The organism is Iodidimonas muriae, from assembly GCF_014647255.1.
Classification (GTDB): domain Bacteria; phylum Pseudomonadota; class Alphaproteobacteria; order Sphingomonadales; family Rhodothalassiaceae; genus Iodidimonas; species Iodidimonas muriae.
Genome location: NZ_BMOV01000005.1, coordinates 56,360 through 78,024 on the forward strand (window position 1 = coordinate 56,360; position 21,665 = coordinate 78,024).

20 protein-coding genes are annotated in these 21,665 nt (G+C 56.0%); 10 read left to right on the forward strand and 10 right to left on the reverse strand.

Features of this window, described 5'->3' with window-relative positions; genetic code table 11:
• The first annotated feature begins 3 nt into the window (after window positions 1-3).
• Window positions 4-1,401, forward strand: a complete 1,398-nt coding sequence (locus tag IEX96_RS08130) for an acetate--CoA ligase family protein (RefSeq protein WP_188873753.1) — start codon at window positions 4-6, stop codon at window positions 1,399-1,401.
• Between the two features lie 3 nt (window positions 1,402-1,404).
• On the forward strand, window positions 1,405-2,043 hold the full coding sequence (gene maiA / locus IEX96_RS08135) for a maleylacetoacetate isomerase (protein ID WP_150005743.1): 639 nt from the start codon (window positions 1,405-1,407) through the stop codon (window positions 2,041-2,043).
• A 79-nt stretch (window positions 2,044-2,122) separates the two neighbouring features.
• On the opposite strand, the gene IEX96_RS08140 is transcribed toward maiA, so the two are convergent.
• A complete protein-coding gene (locus tag IEX96_RS08140) occupies window positions 2,123-2,650 on the reverse strand; it encodes a MarR family winged helix-turn-helix transcriptional regulator (RefSeq protein WP_150005742.1) in 528 nt (175 codons plus the stop codon).
• 327 nt (window positions 2,651-2,977) lie between these two features.
• Between IEX96_RS08140 and IEX96_RS08145 the strand changes: the two genes are divergently transcribed.
• From IEX96_RS08145 to IEX96_RS08170, 6 genes are all read left to right on the forward strand, one after another.
• Window positions 2,978-5,422 carry a TonB-dependent receptor gene (locus tag IEX96_RS08145; protein ID WP_188873754.1) on the forward strand — a complete coding sequence of 815 codons (2,445 nt, stop codon included), beginning with the start codon at window positions 2,978-2,980 and terminating at the stop codon, window positions 5,420-5,422.
• A gap of 72 nt (window positions 5,423-5,494) precedes the next feature.
• Entirely contained in the window at window positions 5,495-6,727 is a 1,233-nt protein-coding gene (locus tag IEX96_RS08150; protein ID WP_150005738.1) for a DUF3179 domain-containing (seleno)protein, read from the forward strand.
• Between the two features lie 19 nt (window positions 6,728-6,746).
• On the forward strand, window positions 6,747-7,793 hold the full coding sequence (dctP, locus tag IEX96_RS08155; RefSeq protein WP_188873755.1) for a TRAP transporter substrate-binding protein DctP: 1,047 nt from the start codon (window positions 6,747-6,749) through the stop codon (window positions 7,791-7,793).
• Complete coding sequence (locus tag IEX96_RS08160) at window positions 7,793-8,293, forward strand: TRAP transporter small permease (protein WP_150005736.1); 501 nt, start codon at window positions 7,793-7,795, stop codon at window positions 8,291-8,293. The genes dctP and IEX96_RS08160 overlap by 1 nt, the downstream gene beginning before the upstream one ends.
• A complete protein-coding gene (locus IEX96_RS08165; protein WP_150005735.1) occupies window positions 8,290-9,597 on the forward strand; it encodes a TRAP transporter large permease in 1,308 nt (435 codons plus the stop codon). Before IEX96_RS08160 ends, IEX96_RS08165 begins: the two co-directional genes overlap by 4 nt.
• Window positions 9,598-9,616: 19 nt before the next feature.
• Window positions 9,617-11,080: a 2-hydroxymuconic semialdehyde dehydrogenase gene (locus IEX96_RS08170; RefSeq protein ID WP_188873756.1), complete on the forward strand. Its 1,464-nt coding sequence runs from the start codon at window positions 9,617-9,619 to the stop codon at window positions 11,078-11,080.
• A 17-nt stretch (window positions 11,081-11,097) separates the two neighbouring features.
• On the opposite strand, the gene IEX96_RS08175 is transcribed toward IEX96_RS08170, so the two are convergent.
• Together IEX96_RS08175 and IEX96_RS08180 are read right to left on the reverse strand one after the other, a co-directional pair.
• On the reverse strand, window positions 11,098-11,505 hold the full coding sequence (locus tag IEX96_RS08175) for an arsenate reductase ArsC (protein WP_150005734.1): 408 nt from the start codon (window positions 11,503-11,505) through the stop codon (window positions 11,098-11,100).
• Window positions 11,502-14,237: a cation-translocating P-type ATPase gene (locus IEX96_RS08180; protein ID WP_229773617.1), complete on the reverse strand. Its 2,736-nt coding sequence runs from the start codon at window positions 14,235-14,237 to the stop codon at window positions 11,502-11,504. The genes IEX96_RS08175 and IEX96_RS08180 overlap by 4 nt, the downstream gene beginning before the upstream one ends.
• Before the next feature lie 166 nt (window positions 14,238-14,403).
• Here IEX96_RS08180 and IEX96_RS08185 point away from each other — a divergent pair, with 166 nt between their 5' ends.
• Window positions 14,404-14,943 carry a hypothetical protein gene (locus IEX96_RS08185; protein WP_150005733.1) on the forward strand — a complete coding sequence of 180 codons (540 nt, stop codon included), beginning with the start codon at window positions 14,404-14,406 and terminating at the stop codon, window positions 14,941-14,943.
• A gap of 105 nt (window positions 14,944-15,048) precedes the next feature.
• Here IEX96_RS08185 and IEX96_RS08190 read toward each other — a convergent pair whose 3' ends face one another.
• The 5 genes from IEX96_RS08190 to IEX96_RS08210 form a co-directional block, all read right to left on the reverse strand.
• Window positions 15,049-15,270, reverse strand: a complete 222-nt coding sequence (locus IEX96_RS08190) for a DUF3012 domain-containing protein (protein WP_150005732.1) — start codon at window positions 15,268-15,270, stop codon at window positions 15,049-15,051.
• 72 nt (window positions 15,271-15,342) lie between these two features.
• Window positions 15,343-15,765, reverse strand: coding sequence for a tellurite resistance TerB family protein (locus tag IEX96_RS08195; protein WP_150005731.1), 423 nt, complete (start codon window positions 15,763-15,765; stop codon window positions 15,343-15,345).
• A 137-nt stretch (window positions 15,766-15,902) separates the two neighbouring features.
• Window positions 15,903-18,689, reverse strand: coding sequence for an ATP-dependent DNA helicase (locus IEX96_RS08200; protein WP_188873757.1), 2,787 nt, complete (start codon window positions 18,687-18,689; stop codon window positions 15,903-15,905).
• A 91-nt stretch (window positions 18,690-18,780) separates the two neighbouring features.
• On the reverse strand, window positions 18,781-19,260 hold the full coding sequence (bfr, locus tag IEX96_RS08205; RefSeq protein WP_150005730.1) for a bacterioferritin: 480 nt from the start codon (window positions 19,258-19,260) through the stop codon (window positions 18,781-18,783).
• Window positions 19,261-19,395: 135 nt separating this feature from the next.
• Window positions 19,396-19,602 (reverse strand): (2Fe-2S)-binding protein, encoded by a 207-nt coding sequence (locus tag IEX96_RS08210; protein ID WP_188873758.1) that lies wholly within the window; start codon window positions 19,600-19,602, stop codon window positions 19,396-19,398.
• Between the two features lie 168 nt (window positions 19,603-19,770).
• Between IEX96_RS08210 and IEX96_RS08215 the strand changes: the two genes are divergently transcribed.
• Window positions 19,771-19,929, forward strand: a complete 159-nt coding sequence (locus IEX96_RS08215; protein WP_188873759.1) for a YqaE/Pmp3 family membrane protein — start codon at window positions 19,771-19,773, stop codon at window positions 19,927-19,929.
• A gap of 68 nt (window positions 19,930-19,997) precedes the next feature.
• Here the strand turns inward: IEX96_RS08215 and IEX96_RS08220 are convergent, their stop codons facing one another.
• Both IEX96_RS08220 and rplS read right to left on the reverse strand, forming a co-directional pair.
• Entirely contained in the window at window positions 19,998-21,020 is a 1,023-nt protein-coding gene (locus IEX96_RS08220) for an aspartate-semialdehyde dehydrogenase (protein ID WP_150005728.1), read from the reverse strand.
• 204 nt (window positions 21,021-21,224) lie between these two features.
• Window positions 21,225-21,662 (reverse strand): 50S ribosomal protein L19, encoded by a 438-nt coding sequence (gene rplS, locus IEX96_RS08225; protein WP_150005727.1) that lies wholly within the window; start codon window positions 21,660-21,662, stop codon window positions 21,225-21,227.
• Window positions 21,663-21,665: the final 3 nt, after the last annotated feature.

The window sequence follows — 21,665 nt, forward strand, 5'->3', positions numbered from 1 at the left end:
GGCATGTCCGCACAGTCCAATCCTTCCGACCTGACGCCGTTTTTTGCGCCCCGATCCGTTGCGGTGGTGGGGGCCAGCGCCCGCCCCACAAGTTCCGGCGGGGCGGTGCTGCATATGATGCAGAAAGCGGGATATACGGGAAAGCTGGTCCCGGTGAACCCCAAGGGCGGCACGTTATTGGGTATCGAGGCTTTGCCGTCTTTACGGGCACTGGATGCGCCGGTGGATCTGGTGGTGATCGCCATTCGTCCCGATTTCATTGTGGATGCCGTGCGTGAAGCCGCAGACACAGGCCACCGGCATATCCTGATCTTGCCCGGCGGCTTCCAGGAAGCCGGTGAAGAGGGGCAGGCGCGCCAAGCTGCCCTTGATGATCTGGCGCGGGAAAAGGGCCTGATCATTGCCGGGCCGAATTGTGGCGGCATTATCCATCTGGGTAAGGAAAGCCGTTTGGCGGCCACATTCTTTCGGGATCTGCCGCCCGGTGGCCCCCTTGCCTTCGTGTCGCAATCGGGGGCTTTGGCGGAAGAGGTCATCGCCCATGCGCAAATACAGAACATCCCCATTGGTACTGTGGTTTCCGTGGGAAATTCCATGCATCTGGGGGTGGAAGACCATCTGGTTCATCTGGGGAAAGATCCAGATATCTCGGCTATCTTGCTGTATTTGGAATCGGCGCGGGATATGGAAGCCTTGGCCGAAACCGCGCAAAAACTCTCCAAAACCAAGCCCATCATTGCGCTGATTCCGGGACGGACGGAAAATGGGCTGGCTGCGGCCCGTGCGCATACCGGTGCCAGCGCCGACAGCGATGCGGCCATCGAGGATTTGTGCCGCAAGGCTGGCATCGTGCGGGCGCGATCCTTACGTGATTTGCACCTTGCCGCCAAAGGGCTGGGCTTTTTCCCCAAGGGCTTTGGCAAACGCGCCCTGATCCTGTCCAATTCCGGTGGGCCGGGGGTTCTGGCGGCAGACGAAGCCACCCTTGGCGGACTGGATCTGGTGGATTTGCCTGCTGCTTTGGCAGCCCGTCTCAAGGCCGATTTGCCGCCGGAAGCCTCGGTGCGCAATCCTTTGGATTTATTGGCCGATGCCCGTGAAGATCGCTTTGGCTTTAGCCTTGAAGCGGCTTTGGATCATGCCGATGCTTTTGATGTGATCTTGATGATTCATGTGGTGCCGTTCATGGTTGATGCGACGCCGGTGATCGAGCGATTATCGGCCCTCGCCAAAACAGCCAAACGGCCATTGCTGCATTCCATGATGGGCACATTGGAGCATGGCCGGGCGTGGTTTGATGCAATGGAGGCTGCACAGGTGCCGATGTTTTCCAATATCGAGGATATGGCGCGCACCGCCAGCTTGTTGGCCCGTTGCCACCAGATTGCACAGAAGGACTAAGCCATGAAGCTTTATACCTATTTCCGCAGTTCATCGTCTTATCGGGTGCGCATTGCCCTTAATCTCAAGGGGGTGGACTGGGAACCGGCCTTTGTGCATTTGCCAAAGGGAGAGCAACGGGACGCCGCTTATCTGGCAGCCAATCCGCAAGGGTTGGTTCCGGCGCTTGAGGAAGATGATGGCTTGGTGCTGACCCAGTCCTTGGCAATCATCGAGTATTTGGATGAAACTCGGTCCGGTCCATCCTTCCTGCCCAAAGATGCCGCCGGAAGGGCTTTGGTGCGGGCCATGGCGCAGGTGATTGCCTGCGAAATCCACCCGATCAACAATCTGCGGATCTTGAAATATCTTAAAAACCCGCTGGGCCACGATCAGGAAACCGTGGATGATTGGTATCGTCATTGGGTGCAGGAAGGGTTCGATGCGCTGGAGCCGCTGGTGGCCAGTCATTCCAATGGCCGCTATTGCTTTGGCGATCAGCCCACATTGGCGGATATTTGCCTTGTGCCGCAGATGTGGAACGCCCGGCGTTTCAATACCGATCTGTCCGCTTATCCCACCTTGCTCGCAGTGGATGCCCATTTACAAACATTGGACGCTTTTGCACGCGCCGCCCCCGAACAACAGCCGGATGCATTTTAAAGCATCTGGCAAGGCGATGTTGTTGCATGTGCAATTTTCACCCATGTATTTGGCGTGATGATGATGCAATGGCGGGTGTTTAGCGGTCGGTATTGTTCATGTCGCCCCCTTCTTCCTGATTGAGCCATTCAAGCTGGCCGCGCAGTTTTTCCAGAATGATTTGCAGGCTTTCGCGCTCTTTTTCCGTCAGCGCGGATTCGACAATGCGCTTGCGCATGATGGAGAGGGGGGCAATCCGGTCATGCAGCTCGACGCCTTTTTCCGTAAGATAAATCAATTGCCTACGTGCATCGGTGGGGTGCGGGCAGCGACCGACCATGCCTTCGGTTTCCAGACGTTTTATGGCGCGGGAAACAGTGGCTTTATCGAAAGCGGCGCGGCCCACAAGATCGGCAGCGCTTGAGGGGCCATAATGGCCAAGAATAGCAAGAACCCGCCATTCCCGGATACCAAGATTGAATTTTGTTTGAAACAGGCGGCTGACCCCCAAAGACAGCAGGGCCGAGACATGCACAAGCTGATAGGGAAGATGGTGCGGGAGGTCCGTTTTTTCGCGAGGTTTCGGAACGTCTTGCAAAGGATCGAGGCGTGATTTTTTTATCTTCATCGAGATCTCAATTCTGCTGCGGTTGCCATGAGCCGTCTTCAGATCTGCTTTTCTCCATCCTTACTTATCCAATTTATGTGTTTCATCTGCAACTGAAAAAAAATAAACATCCTTTGTGTTCCAAGGAAAATAAAAGAATATTACAAAATGAATTTACTTCAATTATTTGATTTTAAAGATATTTTTTTGAGATATTTGTCTATAAGGACAAATCACAAGAAAGATTGACAAATTTGTCGCAGGCATTATCGTTGAACTTGCAACGAAAATATCATGCCGAAAAGGCACATGCTGGCAGCAAAAAGTCGGCAAAGGGGAGAAAAGAGAATGCGTATTCCGTCCGCTTCCAGATTATTGTCCGCCGTGGCGCCCATTGCAATTATGATCAGCGCGTCCGGATCATCTGCTTTGGCGCAGGAAAGCAATGAGGCGCAGAGCGCCACGGTTTTCCAACTGGAAGAAATTCTGGTTACTGCCACACGGCGCGAGCAATCTTTGCAAGATATCAGTACGTCCGTATCGACCATGGGGATGGATGAACTGCAAAAGCAGCAGATCAACACCATTGAAGACATCCAGTTCATGATGCCCAGCATTACCATGGGTCAGGATATGCGGGCGGCGAAATTGTTCATTCGCGGTGTGGGGGTGAATACATCCACATCCGGTGTGCAAGGCTCGGTTGCGGTGCATGTGGACGGGGTGGTGGTTGGTCGCCCTGAAGCGCAGACCTTCTCGATGTTCGATTTGCAACGGGTGGAAGTGGTGCGCGGCCCGCAAGGTTCGCTTTATGGACGGAATGCGGTTGGCGGTTCGATCAATTTCATCACCGCAAAGCCCACGGAAGAAGTGGATGGCTATGTGCGGGCCACCATCGGTAAATTTGGTCAATTGACCACCGAAGGCGCGCTTGGCGGGGCCATTACCGACAATATCCTGGGGCGTGTTGCCTATAAGACCGAAAACCGTAATGGCTTTGGCGAAAATCCGGTGACCGGCAATGATGTGGATGACCTCAACCGCAAAATGGCGCGGATGCATCTGGATTTCCTGATTTCTGAAAATGTGGATGCCCGCCTGACCGCCGATTGGTTTCGCCAGGATGATGCTTCGGGATCTTTGAAATTCATCCGGGAAACCTTCCCCGATATTCCTGCCCTGCGTTCGCCTGTGCGTGGTGGTTTTGCCACAAAGCCCCGCGATCTTGCCGGGCGCTTCGATCCGGCCACGGAAATGGAAGGCTGGTCGGTTTCCACAGAGCTGAACTGGTTCGTTAATGACATGATCAGCCTCAAGAGCCTGACCAGTTTCCGAAATTTTGAAGGATCGTTCACGCAGGATCTGGGGATTTCCGCCATTGTTGCCGATCTGAGCACCACCGGAACCGGGAACACCTTCCAACGGCGCGATCTTTCCTCCGATCAATGGACGACGGAATTGCAGGCCACTGTCTCCACCTCCTGGCTGGATGGGGTTGTCGGCTTTTTCTATTTCAACGAACAGCAAAGCCCCACCAATACCGTTGGGTTGGAGCCGAATTTTGGCAGTCCGGGCAATCTGGATGCCTTCGCCAACCGGTTGACATTTTTAGGCCCCCCGCCTCCTCCGGGTGGTGGCGTGCTCCCCAATCTGACACCGCTGGAGGCCCATGCCACCTGTAATACCTTGAAGCTCGTCAATGACCTGCAAGAGATTCCTGAACCCAAGCGCGTCTGTATCGATTCCCAATTGAATTCCGATGCCTGGGCTATCTTCGGTCAGGCAACGGTGCAATTGGGCGAATTTGTTGATGCGCTGGAGACGGTTCGGCTGAAGCTGGGCGGGCGCTATACCAGAGAAACAGTGGATTCCACCAATGCCGCAAATATCATTTTGGGGCTTGGCGCCGGTCCGGTCATGCGCTTCACCGCCGAGCAGACCTTCATCAAGCGGACCTTCGAGGAATTTACACCGGAAGTGGGTTTGGAATGGCAAGCCATGCCCAATATGATGCTTTATTATACCTATTCCGAAGGCTTTAAGGCAGGATCTCCGGAAAACAATGCGGGCAGCCGCACGATTTTGGAGCCGGAAACCATCAAGAACCATGAATTCGGCCTGAAATCCAGTTGGCTGGATGGCCGTATTCAGGCCAATATGTCGGGCTTCTTTTATGACCTGACCAATCTGCAAGTGAACCGCACCTTCCCCGATCCGTCTGTGGGTTTCCTTATCGTGTTTGAAAATGCCGCGGAAATGTCGGCGCATGGGGTAGAGCTGGATTTGTCGGCCCATATCACGCCGCGCTTCCGGGTCAATGGTGCTGTGGCCTATCTGGATTCCACCTTTAACGATTTCGTTTCGGCCAATCCCATCGATCCACGCAACAATCCCAATTACGAGAATTTCAATCCTACGGAGCTGGATCTGGCTGGAAACCGCACCCGTAATTCACCGAAATGGGCGGGGAATTTCAGTGCGCAATATGATCTGTTCGTCGGCACCTTGCCTTATGACGGCACGATGACGCTGGTGGGGTCCGTTTCCTATCGCGGTGAAACCTTCTTCACGGAATTCAACGATGATATTCAAAGTGAAGACAAGTTCGCCACGCTGGATGCCTCCATTCGTTATGAATCCGGGGATGGCAAAATCAGCGCTGAATTCTGGGGCAAGAACCTGACCGATCAACTGCGCAAATCGGCCACCTTCGATCTGGCTACAGCGGAAGTGATCGGTGCCAATTACCATCCACCCAGAACCTTTGGGTTCAGCATTGGCTATCATTTTTGATTGAGCCGAAAGGGGCGGTGACCAAGAGCGGGCACCGCCTCCGTTTCGTTCCACAGGTTATAAGGTGATGTGATGAGTATTTCTCTTATACTGGCAGCTCTTGCCGTTCTTTTTTGTGCGGTAGCGATCTTGCCCGGCACCTTGGGAATCTTGATGCTGACCAACAAGATTGCCGTTTCGGAATCCGGCGCCCGCTATATCTATGGCAAATCCTTCTGGGTCTTTCTGGCCTCTCTTGCTTTGGCCATCGGGGCCGGGGTCACCGCCCTACAGGATGGGACAGTCACGAGCTATGGCTTCATGGCCGCGATGGCTCTTTATGTCGGGATCTTGGTGTTTGGCTTTTTTATGCACACCAAGCTGATGTTTCGTCCGGTGCGCAAACCTATCTTTATTTCCGCACAAGAGGCGCTCAAGCGCTTTGGTGGCGATGAAGAAGTGGTGGGCGTGATCGATGGCGCCGGTAAACCCTGGGCCTTCGTTGCCCGCTTGGCGCGGCGGCCACATATTGTGTATCAGCCCGAAGGCACCCATCCCTTCATTATGACCCACTGTATTCTGGCGCATAGCTCTATGGCTTATGCCCTGCGTGACAGGTTCAAGCAGCCGGACATCACCATCACAGCGGCACTGGCCAACAATATGGTGTTCTATGATAAATCCAACCAATGTTCGGTGATCCAGATCCAGAACCGGTCGCTGGATGGCAGCCTGCCGCTGGATACCCTTCCCACCCTTGCCATGCGGCTGGAAACATGGGCACAGCTTTATCCCGATAGCCGCGTGTGGATGCGCAATATTGAATGGCGGGATATTTTTTACCTGAAACTGCTGGCCCGTGCGGATGTGATCGATCCCAAAAGTCCGGTGATGGTCTATCCCTTACAAAATGAAAAGGACGACCGTTTGTCCTTGAAAGAAATGGTTCTGGGTATTCAGGTAGGCAAAAGCAGCAAAGCCTATCCGTTGGATATTTGCAAAGCCGAACGCCTGATCCATGATGAATTGGGCGGTGTATCCCTGTTGGTCTTATCGGATGCTGTGGCTGATTATATTCAGGCCTATGACCGGACCGTTGATGGCCAGACTCTGGATTTTCGTCTGGAGGGGGACGGCGGGCATTTGCAAGACAGCCAGACAAAATCCCGGTGGACGCGCACCGGCATGTGTGTCGATGGGGATCTGAAAGGCAAACGCTTGACGCCTATTCCGCATTATAACAAGATTTTCTGGTATGTTTGGTCTGATTTTCACCCCGGCACGGCGATTCATAAAAAACCTGCCCCCCAGAAACACGTGGCCTGAATATAGGGTGGACATGCGCGTGACAGCTCATATGGTAGCGCTTGGTTTTCGCGCATGTCTGGTTTGCTGGTTCTTGCTGGCCAGTCCAGCAAGGGGCGCCCAGGCGCAAGAGCCCCATCTTTTGCGCTTGGGCATTTTTGTTCCCGACCGGGTTGTGCATGTGCGCGATGTGGTCAAGCCCTGGGTGGCGCGGGTCAATGAACGCTTGGCCGAATATGGCTATGAAATCAAACTCATGGCCGGCGGGTCTTTGGGGCGCGACGGGGAAATGCAATTACGGTTGCTGACCGCCGGGGTGAGCGACATCACATGGTTCCCGACGGGCTATGTGGCGGGGCGATTGCCCGCTGTTCCTTTGCTGGAAATTCCTTATTTATCCGATGACCCAGAGGATCTGACGCAGGCCTTTTGGCGGCTTTATACGCGCGGATTGCTGGATGGTCTTTCGGATGTGCATCCTTTGGCCTTGTCGGTTTCGCCCGCCAATTTTCTGCATCTGGCCTTTGATCTTGAGACGCTGGATGGGCTTTCCAACCGTAAGATTCGGGTGGCCAATGCTGCACAGGCCCGTATTGTCGGGGCGGTGGGCGGCACCGCTGTGGGCGGGATTACCGCGACCCAAGTGGCGGAAAGCCTGAGCCGCAATATGATCGACGGCACCTTGTTCAGCTGGCACGGCACCCGCGCCACTGGTATCGAGCGCACCACCCGCACTCATGTGCGCCAGCCCTTGGCATTCAGCCCTTCGGCTTTGGTGATGAACAAGCAGCGCTATGAAAGCCTGCCAAAAGAGGTACAGGACATCATTGATGCGGAAAGTGGCGAGGCGCTGTCTTTGGCCTTTACCCGCGCCATGATGAAAGAAGCCGATCAAGCGGTTGCTCGGATGGAGGCAAGCCCCGACCATCATTTTTATGAGCCAAGCGCGCAAGAGGCGCAGCTCTTTTACGATGCCTTTGCCCGTATGGCGGTGGATTGGGGCGGGGAGGATGCCAAACGTCTGGCCTTGATCGAGGATTTGCGGGCCATCTTGGCGGATATCGCCCGTAAAAAGGAGGCCTCATAATGTTGATGAGGTTGGAAAAACGGGTTCATCACATGGCCAAGGGCCTGGCGGTGGTGGGGCTTGTCCTGCTGCTGGTCCAAGGGGGCTCCATCACCATTGATGCTTTGGCGCGTTGGGTGTTGAGCACACCGGTGCATGGGCTTGAAGATGCTAACGGCTTGTTGATCGCTGTGACATTAAGCTGCTTCTTGCCGCTTTTGATGGCCCGGCGGGGCAATATCACCATCGGCTTTATAGGCCGCGCCATGGGCCAGAAGGCGCATTTATGGCTTGATGCTTTCGGACAAACCCTGACCACGGCCTTTTTCGCGGTGCTGGTGTGGCACTATGGGCTTTATGCACTGGATCTGGGAACGCAACATACGGTGATCGTTGAACTGCCCAAACGGCCCGCGGCTCTGATGGCGACAGGGCTTCTCGGTGTTACCCTTCTGGTTCAGGGCATGAGCAATTTATGCGCCCTTATGCAGGCGGTCTATAGCAAAAGGGAAGGCATGTGACCCCAATCCTGATCGCCCTGTTTGGCGTTGTGTTATTGTTTGTCCTGATCTTGTTGCATGTGCCTATCGGCCCGGCCATGGGAATTGCGGGGGTGGTGGGCTTTGCGCTTCTGGCGGGGCTTGATCCGGCCTTGGCAATTCCGGGGATCGAGGCGGCTTCGGCTTTGAAAAGCCTTGATCTGGCAATTATCCCGTTGTTTTTGCTGATGGGCAGTTTGGCCGCCATGTCGGGATTATCGGCGGATCTTTATAATCTGGTGAACGCCTTTATTGGCCATCGACGCGGCGGACTGGCGGTGGCCACTGTCACCGGATGCGGGGCCTTTGGCGCGGTATGCGGCTCATCCATTGCAACGGTTGCCACCATGACCCGCGTGGCCTTGCCGCAAATGATCGAACGTGGCTATCGGCCTTCTTTTGCCGCAGGCTCCATTGCTGCGGGGGGCACTTTGGGCATTGTGATCCCGCCGTCCCTGATTATCGTGATTTATGCGGTTCTGGCCGATGAATTTGTGCTGGCGATGTTTGCCGCCGCTATTGTTCCCGGCATTTTGGCGGTGGCGTTCCAGCTTATTGCTGTTTGGGTTTATGCCCGGCTTTATCCGCAAGCGGTGCCCGCCCAGGAACGCAGCTCGGGGCGCCAGCGGTGGCAAGCCTTGCGTCAGGCCTGGGCCGTTTTGCTGCTGGGGCTTATGGTCACTTTGGGAATTTATGGCGGCATCGTTACGGTGACGGAAGCCGCGGCTCTGGGAGCTGTGGCGGCCTTTGTCCTGACATGGGTGCGCGGGCGGTTGAGCTTTGCGGTGTTCAAGCAGGTGGCCTATGAAACCGCCGTCAATTCCGGCATGATTTATCTGATCATCATCGGGGCTTTCAGCTTCAGCTATTTTTTGGCCTTGTCGGGCCTTCCACAAGAAATCGTTGGCTGGATTGGCGGATTGGATGTGCCGCCCATCGTCGTGATTCTGGCGCTGTATCTTATGTATATCGTGCTAGGGGCAGTGTTTGAATCGGTGGCGGCCATGGTGGTGACGCTCCCCTTCGTTTTGCCGATCATTTTGCTTTTGGGCTATGACCCCATCTGGTGGGGTGTGATGCTGGTTATGGTATCCGGCCTTGGCATGATCACGCCGCCCATTGGCATGAATGTGTTCGTGCTGCATGGCTTGGCGCCCCATATCCCCATTGGCACCATCTTCAAAGGCATCGTGCCGTTCTTCCTTGCCGATTTGACCCGTATTCTCATTTTAACGCTGATTCCGGTGTTGGTGACATGGTTGCCAACCGCCATGGGATTGATGTGATCATTGTAGGAGATATTCCATGACAGCCCCCCGCAGAATCCTGAACTTCATCAATGGTGCCTATCGTGATAGCGCACGGCATTTCGACGACATCAATCCCGCAACCGGCGAACGTGTGGCTATTGTCAGCGAAGCGGGGGAAGGCGATGTGGCCGATGCCGTTCGGGCGGCCAGGACAGCGATGGACGGCTCCTGGGGCAATAGCACCGTGGAAGATCGCGCAGATGCGCTGCATCGGGTGGCGGACGGGATCATGGCGCGGCTCGATGCGTTTGTCGCTGCCGAGATGGCCGATACCGGAAAGCCCTTGATGCCCACCAAGATGGGGGAAATTCCCCGCGCTGCCGATCAGTTCCGCACCTTTGCCGAAGTGGGACGGATGACTCCCACCGAAAGTTTTGAAACCCGCCTTCCTGAAGGGCAACGGGCCATCAATGTGGTCCAGCGTGCACCCAAAGGCGTGGTGGCGGCCATTTGCCCGTGGAATTTGCCGATGATCCTGATGACATGGAAGGTGGCACCGGCGCTGATCTGCGGCAATGCGGTGGTGGTAAAACCGTCAGAGGAAACACCGGCCACGGCATCTTTGCTGGGTGAAGTGATGAACGACGCCGGTATTCCCAAAGGCGTTTATAATGTGGTGCAAGGCTTTGGGCCGGGGTCTGCCGGGGAATATCTTACCGCCCATCCGGATGTGGATGCCATCACCTTCACCGGTGAAACCCGCACCGGTGAAGCGATCATGGCGGCAGCGGCCAAAGGCACGCGGGATATTTCGTTGGAACTGGGCGGCAAGAATGCCGGAATCCTGTTTGCCGATTGCGATATTGAAGCGGCGATCCGCACCGAGGCCATGTCGGCTTTTCATAATTGCGGCCAGATCTGCTTGGGCAATGAACGGCTTTATGTGGAACGCGCGATCTTCGATCAGGTGGTCGAGGGTATGACCAGAGCGGCCAAAGCCTATAGCATTGGTGATCCGATGGATAAAAACACGCGCATGGGGTCGCTCAGCAGCCATGGGCACCGCGAAAAAGTGTTGGGTTATTTCAAAGCGGCGACCGATGCGGGGGCTATGGTTCATGCCGGTGGCAAGATCCCCGATCTTGCGGCCCCCTTTGCCGATGGGGCATGGGTCGAGCCCACCGTCTGGACCGGACTGGCGCAAGACAGCATCCCGGTACAAGAAGAGGTGTTCGGTCCGGTTACCCATATCATGCCCTTTGACGAGGAAGATGAAGCCATCGCTTTGGCCAATGATTCCCCCTATGGCCTTGCGGGTACTTTATGGACCCGCGATCTTAGCCGCGCCCATCGGGTGGCGGCCCGCCGTCGGGTGGGGGCTTTGTGGGTCAATAGCTGGATGATTCGTGATCTGCGGACGCCGTTTGGCGGCATGAAATCATCGGGCATCGGGCGCGAAGGTGGCGCGGCTTCGCTTGATTTTTATTCCGAATTGCGGACGGTCTGCACCCGTATCTGAACCCTTGCCGCGCGTGGTCAAAGGCTTTGGGACAGCGCCTGGATGCGGGCGTGAAGATTGTCCCGTGCGGCTTTGAAGCGATCTTCCAATTGTGCCGGGCCAAGGTCGGGATCATCGGACGCGGGATCGGGGATCGGCCAGTGCAGATGGCGCACATTGGGGGGCAGGGCAGGGCACACCTCGTCGGCACAAAGGGTAATCACCAGATCGTTCGCGGCGGCCATTTCCGCCGTGACGATTTTGGACCGGTGGCCTGTGATATCGATGCCTATATCCTGCATGGCTTTGATGGCAAAGGGATTGACAGAGGTGGGGTTGGACCCGGCGCTTTCGACCGTGGCGCGGTCGCCAAGAATATGGCGGGCCAGCCCTTCGGCCATCTGGCTGCGGGCGGAATTGGCAACGCACAAAAAGAGAATCTTCATATTTTTCCAGTTTTTCGAGCAAAAAAAGTCCGGCGGATTTTCTTTTCCATCTCTACAATGACGATCAGCGCGATGCCGATCAAGAGAATGATCGCCCCATCCACAAGACTGATGGGCCGGGTGTCGAAAACCGCCTGCATGGCGGGAAGATAGGTAAAGGCCAATTGGCCCACCGCCACCAATGCCACACCGATCAGCACGGCTTTTGTGCCGATCACACCGCGCAATGTGATGGACGATCCGTGGATATAGCGCACGGAAAACAGATAGAAGATTTCCATCACCACCAAGGTGTTCACAACAATGGTCCGCGCCGCTTCAATGGGCAGGCCATTCGCCTGCGCTTTATAGAACACGCCAAAGGCCCCCGCCAGAAACAGGACCGAAAGAAACAGCACCTGCCATATCAAAGCGCCATCAAGGATGGGGCGTCCGCTTTTGCGGGGCGGGCGGCTCATGGTGCCCGGTTCCGTTGGCTCGAATGCGAGCGTGGTGCCAAGGGCGACAGCGGTGATCATATTGATCCACAGGATTTGCACCGGCGTTACAGGCAGGGCCAGCCCAAAAAACAGCGCAATGAGAATGGTCATGGCCTCGCCAATGCTTGTGGGCAATGTCCAGCCGATCACCTTCATCAGATTGTCATATACCGTGCGTCCTTCACGCACAGCGGCAACGATAGAGGAGAAATTGTCATCCGCCAGCACCATATCAGCGGCTTGCTTGGCCGCTTCGGTCCCCTTTTTCCCCATGGCCACGCCCACATCGGCGCGCTTTAACGCAGGCGCGTCATTCACCCCGTCGCCTGTCATGGCAAGAACGCGTTTCTGTTTTTGAAAGGCCTCTACCAACCGTAATTTATGCTCCGGGGTGGTGCGGGCAAATACATCGGTTTTGGTGATGGCGGCCGCCAAAGCCGGGTCGTCCATCCGGTCCAATTCCGCGCCCGTGATGGTTTCGGGGGTATTGGACAAGCCGATTTGGCGGGCAATTTCTGTGGCTGTGGCGGCGTGATCGCCTGTGATCATCACCACATGGATAGAGGCGGTGTGGCAATCCTTGATGGCGGAGGCCACTTCTTTTCGCGGCGGGTCTATGAAGCCCATGCAGCCCAGAAACACCGCGTCCGTTTCAAAATCCTGTACAGAAATCTCTTGTTTGTCGGCAGGGAATGATTTGACCGCAAAGGCCAGAACCCGTTGCCCTTGCGCGGCCAACTGCCCGATTTTTTTATGCCAACCGGCCAGGTCTATGGGGCGATCCTCGCCTTGTGCATTCCGTTCTTTTGTACATATGGCAAGGAGCTTCTCCGGCGCTCCCTTGATGGCGGCAAAGCATTGGCCCTGTGCATCGGGATGCAGCGTGGCCATGAAGCGATGGCGGGCATCGAAGGGGAGGGCGGTGCGACGCGGGAACTGGTGGCGGATCTGCGCCAGATCCTGCCCGGCTTTCATCGCCAATGTAATCAGGGCCGCTTCCATGGGGTCGCCTTCTGCCACATGGGTCGATCCGGATTTGCGGATACGGGCATCATTGCATAGCGCCGCCACCTCTAGCAGGGCAGGCAGGCCGGGATGCCCTGCCGGATCGATGGTTTGTCCGTCCTGCAATATTGCGCCTTCTGGCTCATAACCGGCACCGGTCACATCATAGGCTGCATCGCTCAGGGCAAGGGCGCTAACGGTCATTTCATTGCGCGTCAGCGTGCCGGTTTTGTCGGTGCAGATAACCGATACCGCCCCCAATGTTTCCACGGCCGGAAGCCTGCGAATGATGGCGTGGCGTTTGGCCATGCGCTGCACGCCAAGAGCAAGGGTGATGCTTAGAACCGCTGGCAAGCCTTCGGGGATGGCCGAAACCGCAAGGCCGATAACCGCCATGAAGGCATCGGCGACGGGCGTTGTGCCAATCAGCGTTGTATAAAGAAAGGCGATGGCCGCAACCGACAGGGTCAACAGGGCAAGCGTACGGGCAAACTGATCCATCTGTATGATCAGCGGGGTTTTGGGGACCTCCACTTTTTGCAGCATGGTGCCGATCTGCCCAAGCTGCGTATTTTGTGCGGTAGCAACCACCACCCCCATGCCCTGTCCCGATGCAACATAGCTTCCCGTATAGGCCATATTGCTCCGATCAGCGAGCGCGGTGCTTTGGGCCAGGGAGCCGGTGTGTTTTTCAACGGGGAGGGATTCGCCAGTCAGTGCGGCTTCATCCATATGAAGGGCGTGGGAGGACAAAAGGCGCAGATCCGCAGGCACACGGTCGCCCGCATCCAGAAAGACGATATCGCCGGGGACCACATGATCGGCGGCAATGCTGTGGCGGCAATTATCGCGCAAAACGGAACAGTGCGGGTCGATCATGGTGCGGATTGCATCCAGTGCCTTTTCAGCCTGACCTTCCTGAATGAACCCGATCAGGGCATTCAAAAGCACCACCGCCGCGATGACTAGAGCATCGATGCCATGCCCAAGGACCAGCGACAAAAGCGCCGCCCCGATCAGCACATAAATCAGCAGATTATGAAATTGCAGGAAAAGCCGGATCGCTGGCCCCCGCCGCTTATATGTGGGCAAGCGATTGGGGCCGTTTTTCTGATAGCGTTCGGCGGCCTCCTGATCGGTCAATCCGTGAGGATTGCTTTTAAACCGTTCAAGCACCGTGGACGGTGCCATGCTATGCCAAGGCTGCGGGGCAGCGGCGGTGGTGGTGTTTTTTTTGGCACGGCTCATTCATCACTCCTCACCATGAAATGGTGGTCGCAGGGCTTTGTGTTGCGCAAAGAGAACGGTATCATGCTTTTCAAAGAGAATGTTTGGCCCAGACCGGTTTGTTTGCACATGATAAATCTATGAAGAGGAACGCAGACTTCCACTATTGTTTATGGGAGTGACCTGAATGGCTCAGAGATTCGCCTTCGCTTATTATCCCGCTTTTGGCGCATTGCCGGATTTGGGGGCGCTTAATACATATGCGAAATGGTGGGCCGATCTGGTGGCGCGACAGGGAAAACCCACCCGTAAGAGTGTCTCTTTTACTGATCTGCGGGGCATGCACAGCCGTTTTACCCTGTGCCGGGTGCTGGAAGACAATGAGGATATGGTCGCCCATATCGTGGGGGAGGAGGTGAAGGCGCTTTTCAAAAGCTACCATGCTGGAAAGAGCTTATCCTTCCGCAAGGGGACGAGAATACGCGAATTGATAGATGTCAGCGCCATCGATCAAAAGCGCCATCTTCAGAAGGTAACATCGGGGCCGTCTATCGCTTTGAACCGGGGTCGTCTGACCCTGATCAATGGCCGGAGCATTGATGTGTTTGCTTTGGATTTCCCGCTTCATCCCTTGCCCGGCGAACAACCTTTTGTGCTGACCCTTTATGATTTCAATATTCCGCCGGAAGATCGCGGTGTTCCCCATGGCGGCCTTAGCGCCTATTAAAACCGCGCAGAGGCCGCATGGGCACGACGCACAAGCCCATGCGCGCCGAAAACAGAAGAAAACGGCGGTCATGGGCGCGCGTGTAGGACATACCGTTCAAAACGTTTAGTCGTTTCGAATATCGTCCATTGTGTCGTCAATTTTTTCTTTTGCCGGTTCCGCAACACATTCTTCAGCGAAGGTCTTGGCATCTTCGGCGGACCAGGACGTTTTGTCCGACTTGGCCATTTTTTCACACCAGGCATCACTGCCCGGCACGGCATCGCAGGCCCCTAAAAGGCCGAAAGTCAGCGCGATGGCCGTGATCTTGAGCGGTGTTTTTATCATCGTCGTTCATCCTTTTGTTAGCGGCACAAAAGGATGAACGGCAAGAAAGACAAATCGTTCTCGGAAACGTGATTAAACTTCGCTGGGGAAGGATTTTCGCCGTGCCGCAACACCGCGTTCAATGGCAGCGGCGGTCAGGCGGTCGAGCGAAAAGCGATGGCGGATGATCTCCAAAAGGCGCAATTCTTCTTGGCTTAATTGATCATCAGCGGCGGCAATATCGCAGGCAACCGCATAGGCAAGGTCATTATGGTCTTTGTGGATGGCTTCTGTAATCAGGCCCAGAACCGCATTCAGCCCGTCATCATTATCCAGAATCTCGGCGCAGGTGCGGGCATCGTCGATCAGCCGGTTTTCTTCATAATCTGCAAAAGCGGGCAGATGCCGCACGATTGTCCCCATGCGCCGCAATTCGCTGTCGCTCATGGTCCGGTCGGAAGCCGAGACGAGAACCATGATATAAACAAGGGCAGTTTGCGGGCTGATCGTTGACATGACAGCAAATTCCTAGACAAGGGTGAGTGTTGATATGCAGGACTGTGTAGACCTGCAACTTAGGTGCGCAAGGTCGATGGTACAAGAGCCGAAGCCGGGCAAAACGCGACAGCATAAAATGACATGCTTTGGAGCGGTTAGCGTTCGGGGTTTTCCGGCGAAGGGGCCGTGTTGAAAAAATCGCGGGTCATGTCGATGGCTTTGGCCAGACCAACCCGTTCAGGGATGGGGCCGTCGGGAAAGGCAGACAGCAAGCGGCTGGGGGTTTGCGCATCCAGCAGCACGAAAATACCGCGATCACTGGCGCGCCTTACCAGGCGCCCAAAGGCTTGGGATAGTTTTAACCGGGTCAGCATGTCGTCATAAAGGGCGCCGCCAAAAGCCGCCCGCCGCGCTTTATGGAGTAAGGTCGGGCGTGGCCAGGGAACCCGGTCGAACACGATCAGACGCAAGGATGAGCCGGGCACATCCACCCCGTCGCGCACCGCATCGGTGCCCAAGAGACAGGCCTGTTCTTCAGCGCGGAACATATCCACCAAAGTTCCGGTTTCGATGGGATCGATATGTTGTGCATAAAGGGGAAGGCCAGCCTGTTCCAATGGCCCCATGATTTTGTCATGGACAGCGCGCAAGCGGGCAATGGCGGTGAACAGCCCCAAGGCCCCTCCATTGGCAGCCAGAAACAATGCACGATAGGCAGCGGCCAATTGCGCCACATCGCCTTTGCGTAAATCATTCACCACCAAAATCCGGGTATTGGCAGCATAATCGAAAGGCGAAGACAGCGAAAAGCGCTTGGCGGGCAGCACCAGATGGCTCGCCCCGACCCGTGTTTCGGCGCGGGACCAATCTTCATCTTCCATGGCGGTGCGCTGGTCCAACAAGGTGGCCGAGGTAACGAGCACCCCGTGGGCCGGCTCCAGCACCGTATCGGCGAAGGGCTTTGTGGGGTCCAGCCAATGGCGGTAAAGGCCGGCATCCACCTCGCGGCCATCCATCCGGTCAAGCGCGAACCAATCCACAAAAGCGGGATCGCGCGTGTGCTTGAGATCGGCCAGCATGGTCCCCCATGCGCGAACCATATCCGAGCGCAAGGAAAGCGCCCGTGCCGTGGCATCCAGACGGCCCCGGCTGGCACTGTCGAGGCTGTCGGCCTCCTCATCCAAAAGGGCAATCAGCCGCTTTGCCAAGGCGGTAAGAGGCTGGGAGAGGGCTGTCATGGCCCGCGCCAGAAGATCCGCCGCTTTCAACAAATCCGGCGAAGGCGATTCCGTACCACATTCAAGGCCGTGCGGGCCACGGGCATCGGAAACACGGCTGAAAATCTGGGCGCGGATATGACCGAGGAACTGCTCATAAGGGCCGCGCGGGCTGTCTGTGGTCAGGCGGCCCAGCCAGCCCGGTCCGGGCAAAAGGCGGGCGGCCTCCAAGGCATCCCGCAGATGGTCCATGGCCACATCATCATCGGTGAGAAGATCTTCCACCCGGCTTAAAAGACCGCGCGCCCGGCCCTTGGTGGCTGTTTCCCGTCCCCTTAGCCAGCGGCGCAATTCCGCCCCTTCGGCCCCCGATAAATGGGCGGAAAAGGCGCTGTCGGCGGCATCGAACACATGATGGCCTTCATCGAACACCAAGCGGCGGGGCAGATCCGGATCTCCTTTGCGGGACGCGGCTTGTGTCATCACAAGGGCATGATTGGCCACCACCAGTTCGGCACGGCGGGTTTTGCGCACCACCCGTTCGATAAAGCAGCGGCGATAATGGGCGCAGGCGGAATAAAGACATTCCCCGCGATGATCGGTGAGTGCACCCAGACGCGCCCGTCCGAAATAGCCGCCCAACCAACTGGGAAAATCACCGCCCACCATATCGCCATCGCGGGTGTGGGAAAGCCAGCGCAGCACCAAGCCCATCAGCACCGCATCGCGGGTGCCCGCCGCCCCTGCAAAGGAAATACGCGCGGCTTCTTCCACATTCAGCAAGCAGGCATAATTCTCGCGGCCCTTGCGGATAACGGTTTTGGCGGCGCGTTCTTTTGGATCGGGATAAAGCCTTGCCAGTTCCTGATCGATCTGGCGTTGCAAGGCCTTGGTATATGTTGAAAGCCACACCGGCCCGCCATTCTTTTGCGCCCATAGGCTGGCCGGGGCGATATAGCCCAATGTTTTGCCGGTACCGGTGCCCGCTTCTGCCAAAGCCAGATTGGGTGCATTCTGCGCCGCGCGGGGATGAAAGGCATGGGTGGCAGAGCGGCTATATTGGGCTTGCGCGGGCCGTGCTTCGGACCCGTCTCCCAAAAGACTGGCCAAACGTTGCGAGGCTTCGTCCTCGCTGACCGAATGATCCGAAGGTGGGGGGGGCGGGGCTCCGTCTTCCCATTCCGGCAGGCCTTGCCACGCCGCCAAGCCGCCGGACCGTTCTGCCCGCGGGCCAAGCGCACCAAGCACCACGGGCCCCCACGGCCATCCGGAACGGGCCATGGCCATGGCGGTGGCGGCGACGCCTTTGTGCCAGCGATAGGTATCGGCAGATAAATCCGCCAGCAAACACCGGGCCAGCGTTCCTAATATCGCCACGTCATCAATGGGGTTGGATGTGGGGGGATGGGCAAGGGACAGGCTTTGCGCCAGCCCGAAAATGGTCGGCAGGGTGAATCGTGCCGGGCGCACAAAGGCAAACAACTCCAGAAGATCGAAAGAGGCTGCGGTCTGGCCCACATTCAGCCTCAGCTTGCGCGTTATCAGTGGCAGATTGCACACCAGATGCGCTTCATCGGCCAAAGCGCGCGCGGCTTCGTTGAATTTAAGGCTGGTGATTTCCCCGTCCACCGACAGACGTGCGGCACCGCGGTGCCCCACCACCAAAGCAGGCAGGCGGGACAGGACAGTTTCCGGATCGGGAAAGGTGGCGATGGCATCGGTCATGCCATGACCTTAACGGCAAGCGCCGCCCATGAACATATGAAGAACGCATTGCCAAGCGTTTTTTCCGAAGAAAATGGATTATGGCCCGGAATCAGTCGGCAGAATCGGCCATTTGGCTTTGCAAATAATTTGGCAGCCCCAGTTGATCGATCAAGCCAATCTGGGTTTCCAGCCAATCGATATGTTCTTCTTCGGAGGAGAGAATTTCGCGGAAAAGCTGGCGCGACACATAATCTTCCACTTTTTCGCAATGGGCGATGGCCTCTTTCAGGTCTTTATGGCCATCCATCTCCAGATCCAGATCCGCTTTCAGCATTTCCGGAACGGTTTCACCGATTCTCAGGCGGTTAAGATGCTGCAGATTGGGCAGACCTTCCAGAAACAAAATACGCTCGATCAACTGATCGGCGTGTTTCATTTCATCGATCGATTCGTGATATTCGTAGTCGCCCAACTTATCGAGACCACGATCCTTGAGGATTCGTGCGTGCAGGAAATATTGATTGATGGCGGTCAATTCATTTTTCAGCACCATATTCAGATGCTCGATGACTTTCTTGTCGCCCTTCATCTTTTCTCTCCTGCCTTGGATATGCCTATCGCACCAGAGAGACTCTGGCATTTAGAGATATGTACGCATTGGGCAGGAAATATCAAGATTTCTCTATAAAAATCAGTCGCTTGATAATGAAACTGAGAGACAGGATCAAATGGCCGCCGGGGAGGCGCCAATCAGGTCGGGCGTGCTATCATCATCAGAGATAACGCTTTTTGCAAAAGAAAGGCACAGGCCGCATTGCGGCTTGCAGCCCAGATGCCGGTAGAGACTGCGTGCACAGCGCCGCTCCCCCGTTTCACGGGCGGCCGCGCGGACACGGTTTTCTGTCAGGCCATTGCAGATACAGACATACATTCACATACCTCATCTCTTGCCCTTTGTATTTATGCGATTGCGAATGATTGTCAACAGTAAAAAGCCGCCAGCCGCCATATTCGATCAATGGAAGGCCCCGCGCCGGCTTGGTAATGCCACATTTCCCATATAAATAATGTTGATTACAAAGCAGGAGCGCAAAGACTTATGGATATTCTTCGTTTGATTCTGGCTATTTTGCTGCCGCCTTTGGGCGTGTTTTTGCAGGTGGGCTTAGGCCTGCATTTCTGGATCAATATTGTGCTGACATTGTTGGGCTATATCCCCGGCATCATCCATGCCGTGTGGATCATCGCTAAAAAATAAAAGGCCGCCCAAAAGGGAAACCCCTGTGAGAACGGCCTTTTGGTGAAGGATTTTTCGGGAAAGGACGGTCAGGCGTCCTTTTTCAGATGGCGGGCGATCAGGCTTTCCGCGATCTGGACCGCATTGAGCGCAGCACCTTTTCGCAGATTGTCGGAGACCACCCACAGGCTCAGGCCGTTTTTCACCGTGGGATCGCGGCGGATGCGGGAAATATAGGTGGCAAATTCGCCCGCACATTCTGCCGGTGTGACATAGCCGCCGTCTTCGCGCTTGTCGATGACCAGACAGCCGGGGGCTTCGCGCAGGATTTTCCGTGCCGATCCGGGGGTGATGTCATTTTCAAATTCTACAAACACCGCTTCGGAATGGCCGACAAAGACTGGCACCCTTACGCAGGTGGCAACCAGTTCAATATCCGGATCGAGGATCTTTTTGGTTTCCACCGTCATCTTCCATTCTTCCTTGGTGGAACCATCCTCAAGGAAAATGTCGATATGGGGGATCACATTGAAGGCGATCTGTTTGGTGAACTTGTCGGTTTCGATGGGATCATTGACGAAAATCGCGCGGGTTTGCCGGAACAACTCGTCGGACGCTTCATTGCCAGCGCCTGATACCGCCTGATAGGTGGAAACCACCACGCGGCGAATCTTTGCCACATCATGCAAAGGCTTCAGGGCCACCACCAATTGCGCTGTCGAGCAATTGGGATTGGCGATGATGTTCTTCTTTGAATATCCCGCCAGTGCATCCGCATTCACTTCCGGCACCACCAGCGGCACATCGGGGTCCATCCGGTAATAAGAGCTGTTGTCGATCACCACGGCCCCGGCTTTGGCCGCAAGGGGGGCGTATGTCTTGGCCACATCGCCACCGGCTGCAAACAGCGCAATATCGATATCTTTGAAATCGAAATCGTCCAGCGCTTTAACCTTCAGGGTTTTCTCGCCGAAACTGACCTCTTGGCCCAAGGATTTTCGAGAGGCCAAAGCCACGATCTCTGCTGCCGGGAAATCACGTTCCGCCAAAATGTTCAGCATTTCCTGGCCCACAAGTCCGGTGGCACCAACAATGGCAAGGCGATAGCCCATCGCACAACGCTCCTGATTTGAAAGATTTGTATAACCGCGCATCAAAAAAAGATGCAAGCGGCGTTCCTATCCCATGATCTTGAAAGATTCACAAGGTTTGTCTTGGTATCGTCGCTGCTGCCATCAAGATAGAGGGCAGCCTAATAAAAAACGGGCGATGCCCATGGCACCGCCCGTCTTATCACCATAGCTGTTGGCTGTGGATCAATCGGCCTGTGCCGGAGCCTTGGCGGCAGCTGCTTTCGCAGCGGCGGCTTTCGCCTTGCCTTTGGGCTTGTTGCGCCAGTCCTGACGCTCGGCAATACGGGCGGATTTACCGGTGCGGCCACGCAGATAATACAGCTTGGCGCGCCGCACTTTACCGCGACGTACCAGCGTAATGGAATCGAGAATGGGCGAATAAAGCGGGAAAACGCGCTCGACGCCTTCGCCGAACGAGATTTTACGCAGGGTGAAGGAGGCATTGATGCTGCCGCCATTGCGGGCAATGCACAGACCTTCAAATGTCTGCAGGCGTTCCCGTTCACCTTCAACCACCTTCACCATCACTTTGATGGTGTCGCCAGCCTGGAAGTCGGGAATCGTTTTACCGGCCATCAGTTTTTCAACTTCGGCCTTTTCAAGTTTCTCAATGACGTTCATTGG

What these genes read in the sequence shown, in the direction of transcription:
- IEX96_RS08200 (WP_188873757.1), bottom strand. Translation starts at nt 18,689, where the DNA reads ATGACCGATGCCATCGCCACCTTTCCCGATCCGGAAACTGTCCTGTCC.
- bfr (WP_150005730.1), bottom strand. Translation starts at nt 19,260, where the DNA reads ATGAAGGGCGACAAGAAAGTCATCGAGCATCTGAATATGGTGCTGAAA.
- IEX96_RS08130 (WP_188873753.1), top strand. Translation starts at nt 4, where the DNA reads ATGTCCGCACAGTCCAATCCTTCCGACCTGACGCCGTTTTTTGCGCCC.
- IEX96_RS08185 (WP_150005733.1), top strand. Translation starts at nt 14,404, where the DNA reads ATGGCTCAGAGATTCGCCTTCGCTTATTATCCCGCTTTTGGCGCATTG.
- IEX96_RS08210 (WP_188873758.1), bottom strand. Translation starts at nt 19,602, where the DNA reads ATGTATGTCTGTATCTGCAATGGCCTGACAGAAAACCGTGTCCGCGCG.
- IEX96_RS08170 (WP_188873756.1), top strand. Translation starts at nt 9,617, where the DNA reads ATGACAGCCCCCCGCAGAATCCTGAACTTCATCAATGGTGCCTATCGT.
- IEX96_RS08150 (WP_150005738.1), top strand. Translation starts at nt 5,495, where the DNA reads ATGAGTATTTCTCTTATACTGGCAGCTCTTGCCGTTCTTTTTTGTGCG.
- maiA (WP_150005743.1), top strand. Translation starts at nt 1,405, where the DNA reads ATGAAGCTTTATACCTATTTCCGCAGTTCATCGTCTTATCGGGTGCGC.
- IEX96_RS08140 (WP_150005742.1), bottom strand. Translation starts at nt 2,650, where the DNA reads ATGAAGATAAAAAAATCACGCCTCGATCCTTTGCAAGACGTTCCGAAA.
- IEX96_RS08180 (WP_229773617.1), bottom strand. Translation starts at nt 14,237, where the DNA reads ATGAGCCGTGCCAAAAAAAACACCACCACCGCCGCTGCCCCGCAGCCT.
- IEX96_RS08160 (WP_150005736.1), top strand. Translation starts at nt 7,793, where the DNA reads ATGTTGATGAGGTTGGAAAAACGGGTTCATCACATGGCCAAGGGCCTG.
- IEX96_RS08220 (WP_150005728.1), bottom strand. Translation starts at nt 21,020, where the DNA reads ATGGGCTATCGCCTTGCCATTGTTGGTGCCACCGGACTTGTGGGCCAG.
- IEX96_RS08145 (WP_188873754.1), top strand. Translation starts at nt 2,978, where the DNA reads ATGCGTATTCCGTCCGCTTCCAGATTATTGTCCGCCGTGGCGCCCATT.
- rplS (WP_150005727.1), bottom strand. Translation starts at nt 21,662, where the DNA reads ATGAACGTCATTGAGAAACTTGAAAAGGCCGAAGTTGAAAAACTGATG.
- IEX96_RS08215 (WP_188873759.1), top strand. Translation starts at nt 19,771, where the DNA reads ATGGATATTCTTCGTTTGATTCTGGCTATTTTGCTGCCGCCTTTGGGC.
- IEX96_RS08195 (WP_150005731.1), bottom strand. Translation starts at nt 15,765, where the DNA reads ATGTCAACGATCAGCCCGCAAACTGCCCTTGTTTATATCATGGTTCTC.
- IEX96_RS08190 (WP_150005732.1), bottom strand. Translation starts at nt 15,270, where the DNA reads ATGATAAAAACACCGCTCAAGATCACGGCCATCGCGCTGACTTTCGGC.
- IEX96_RS08175 (WP_150005734.1), bottom strand. Translation starts at nt 11,505, where the DNA reads ATGAAGATTCTCTTTTTGTGCGTTGCCAATTCCGCCCGCAGCCAGATG.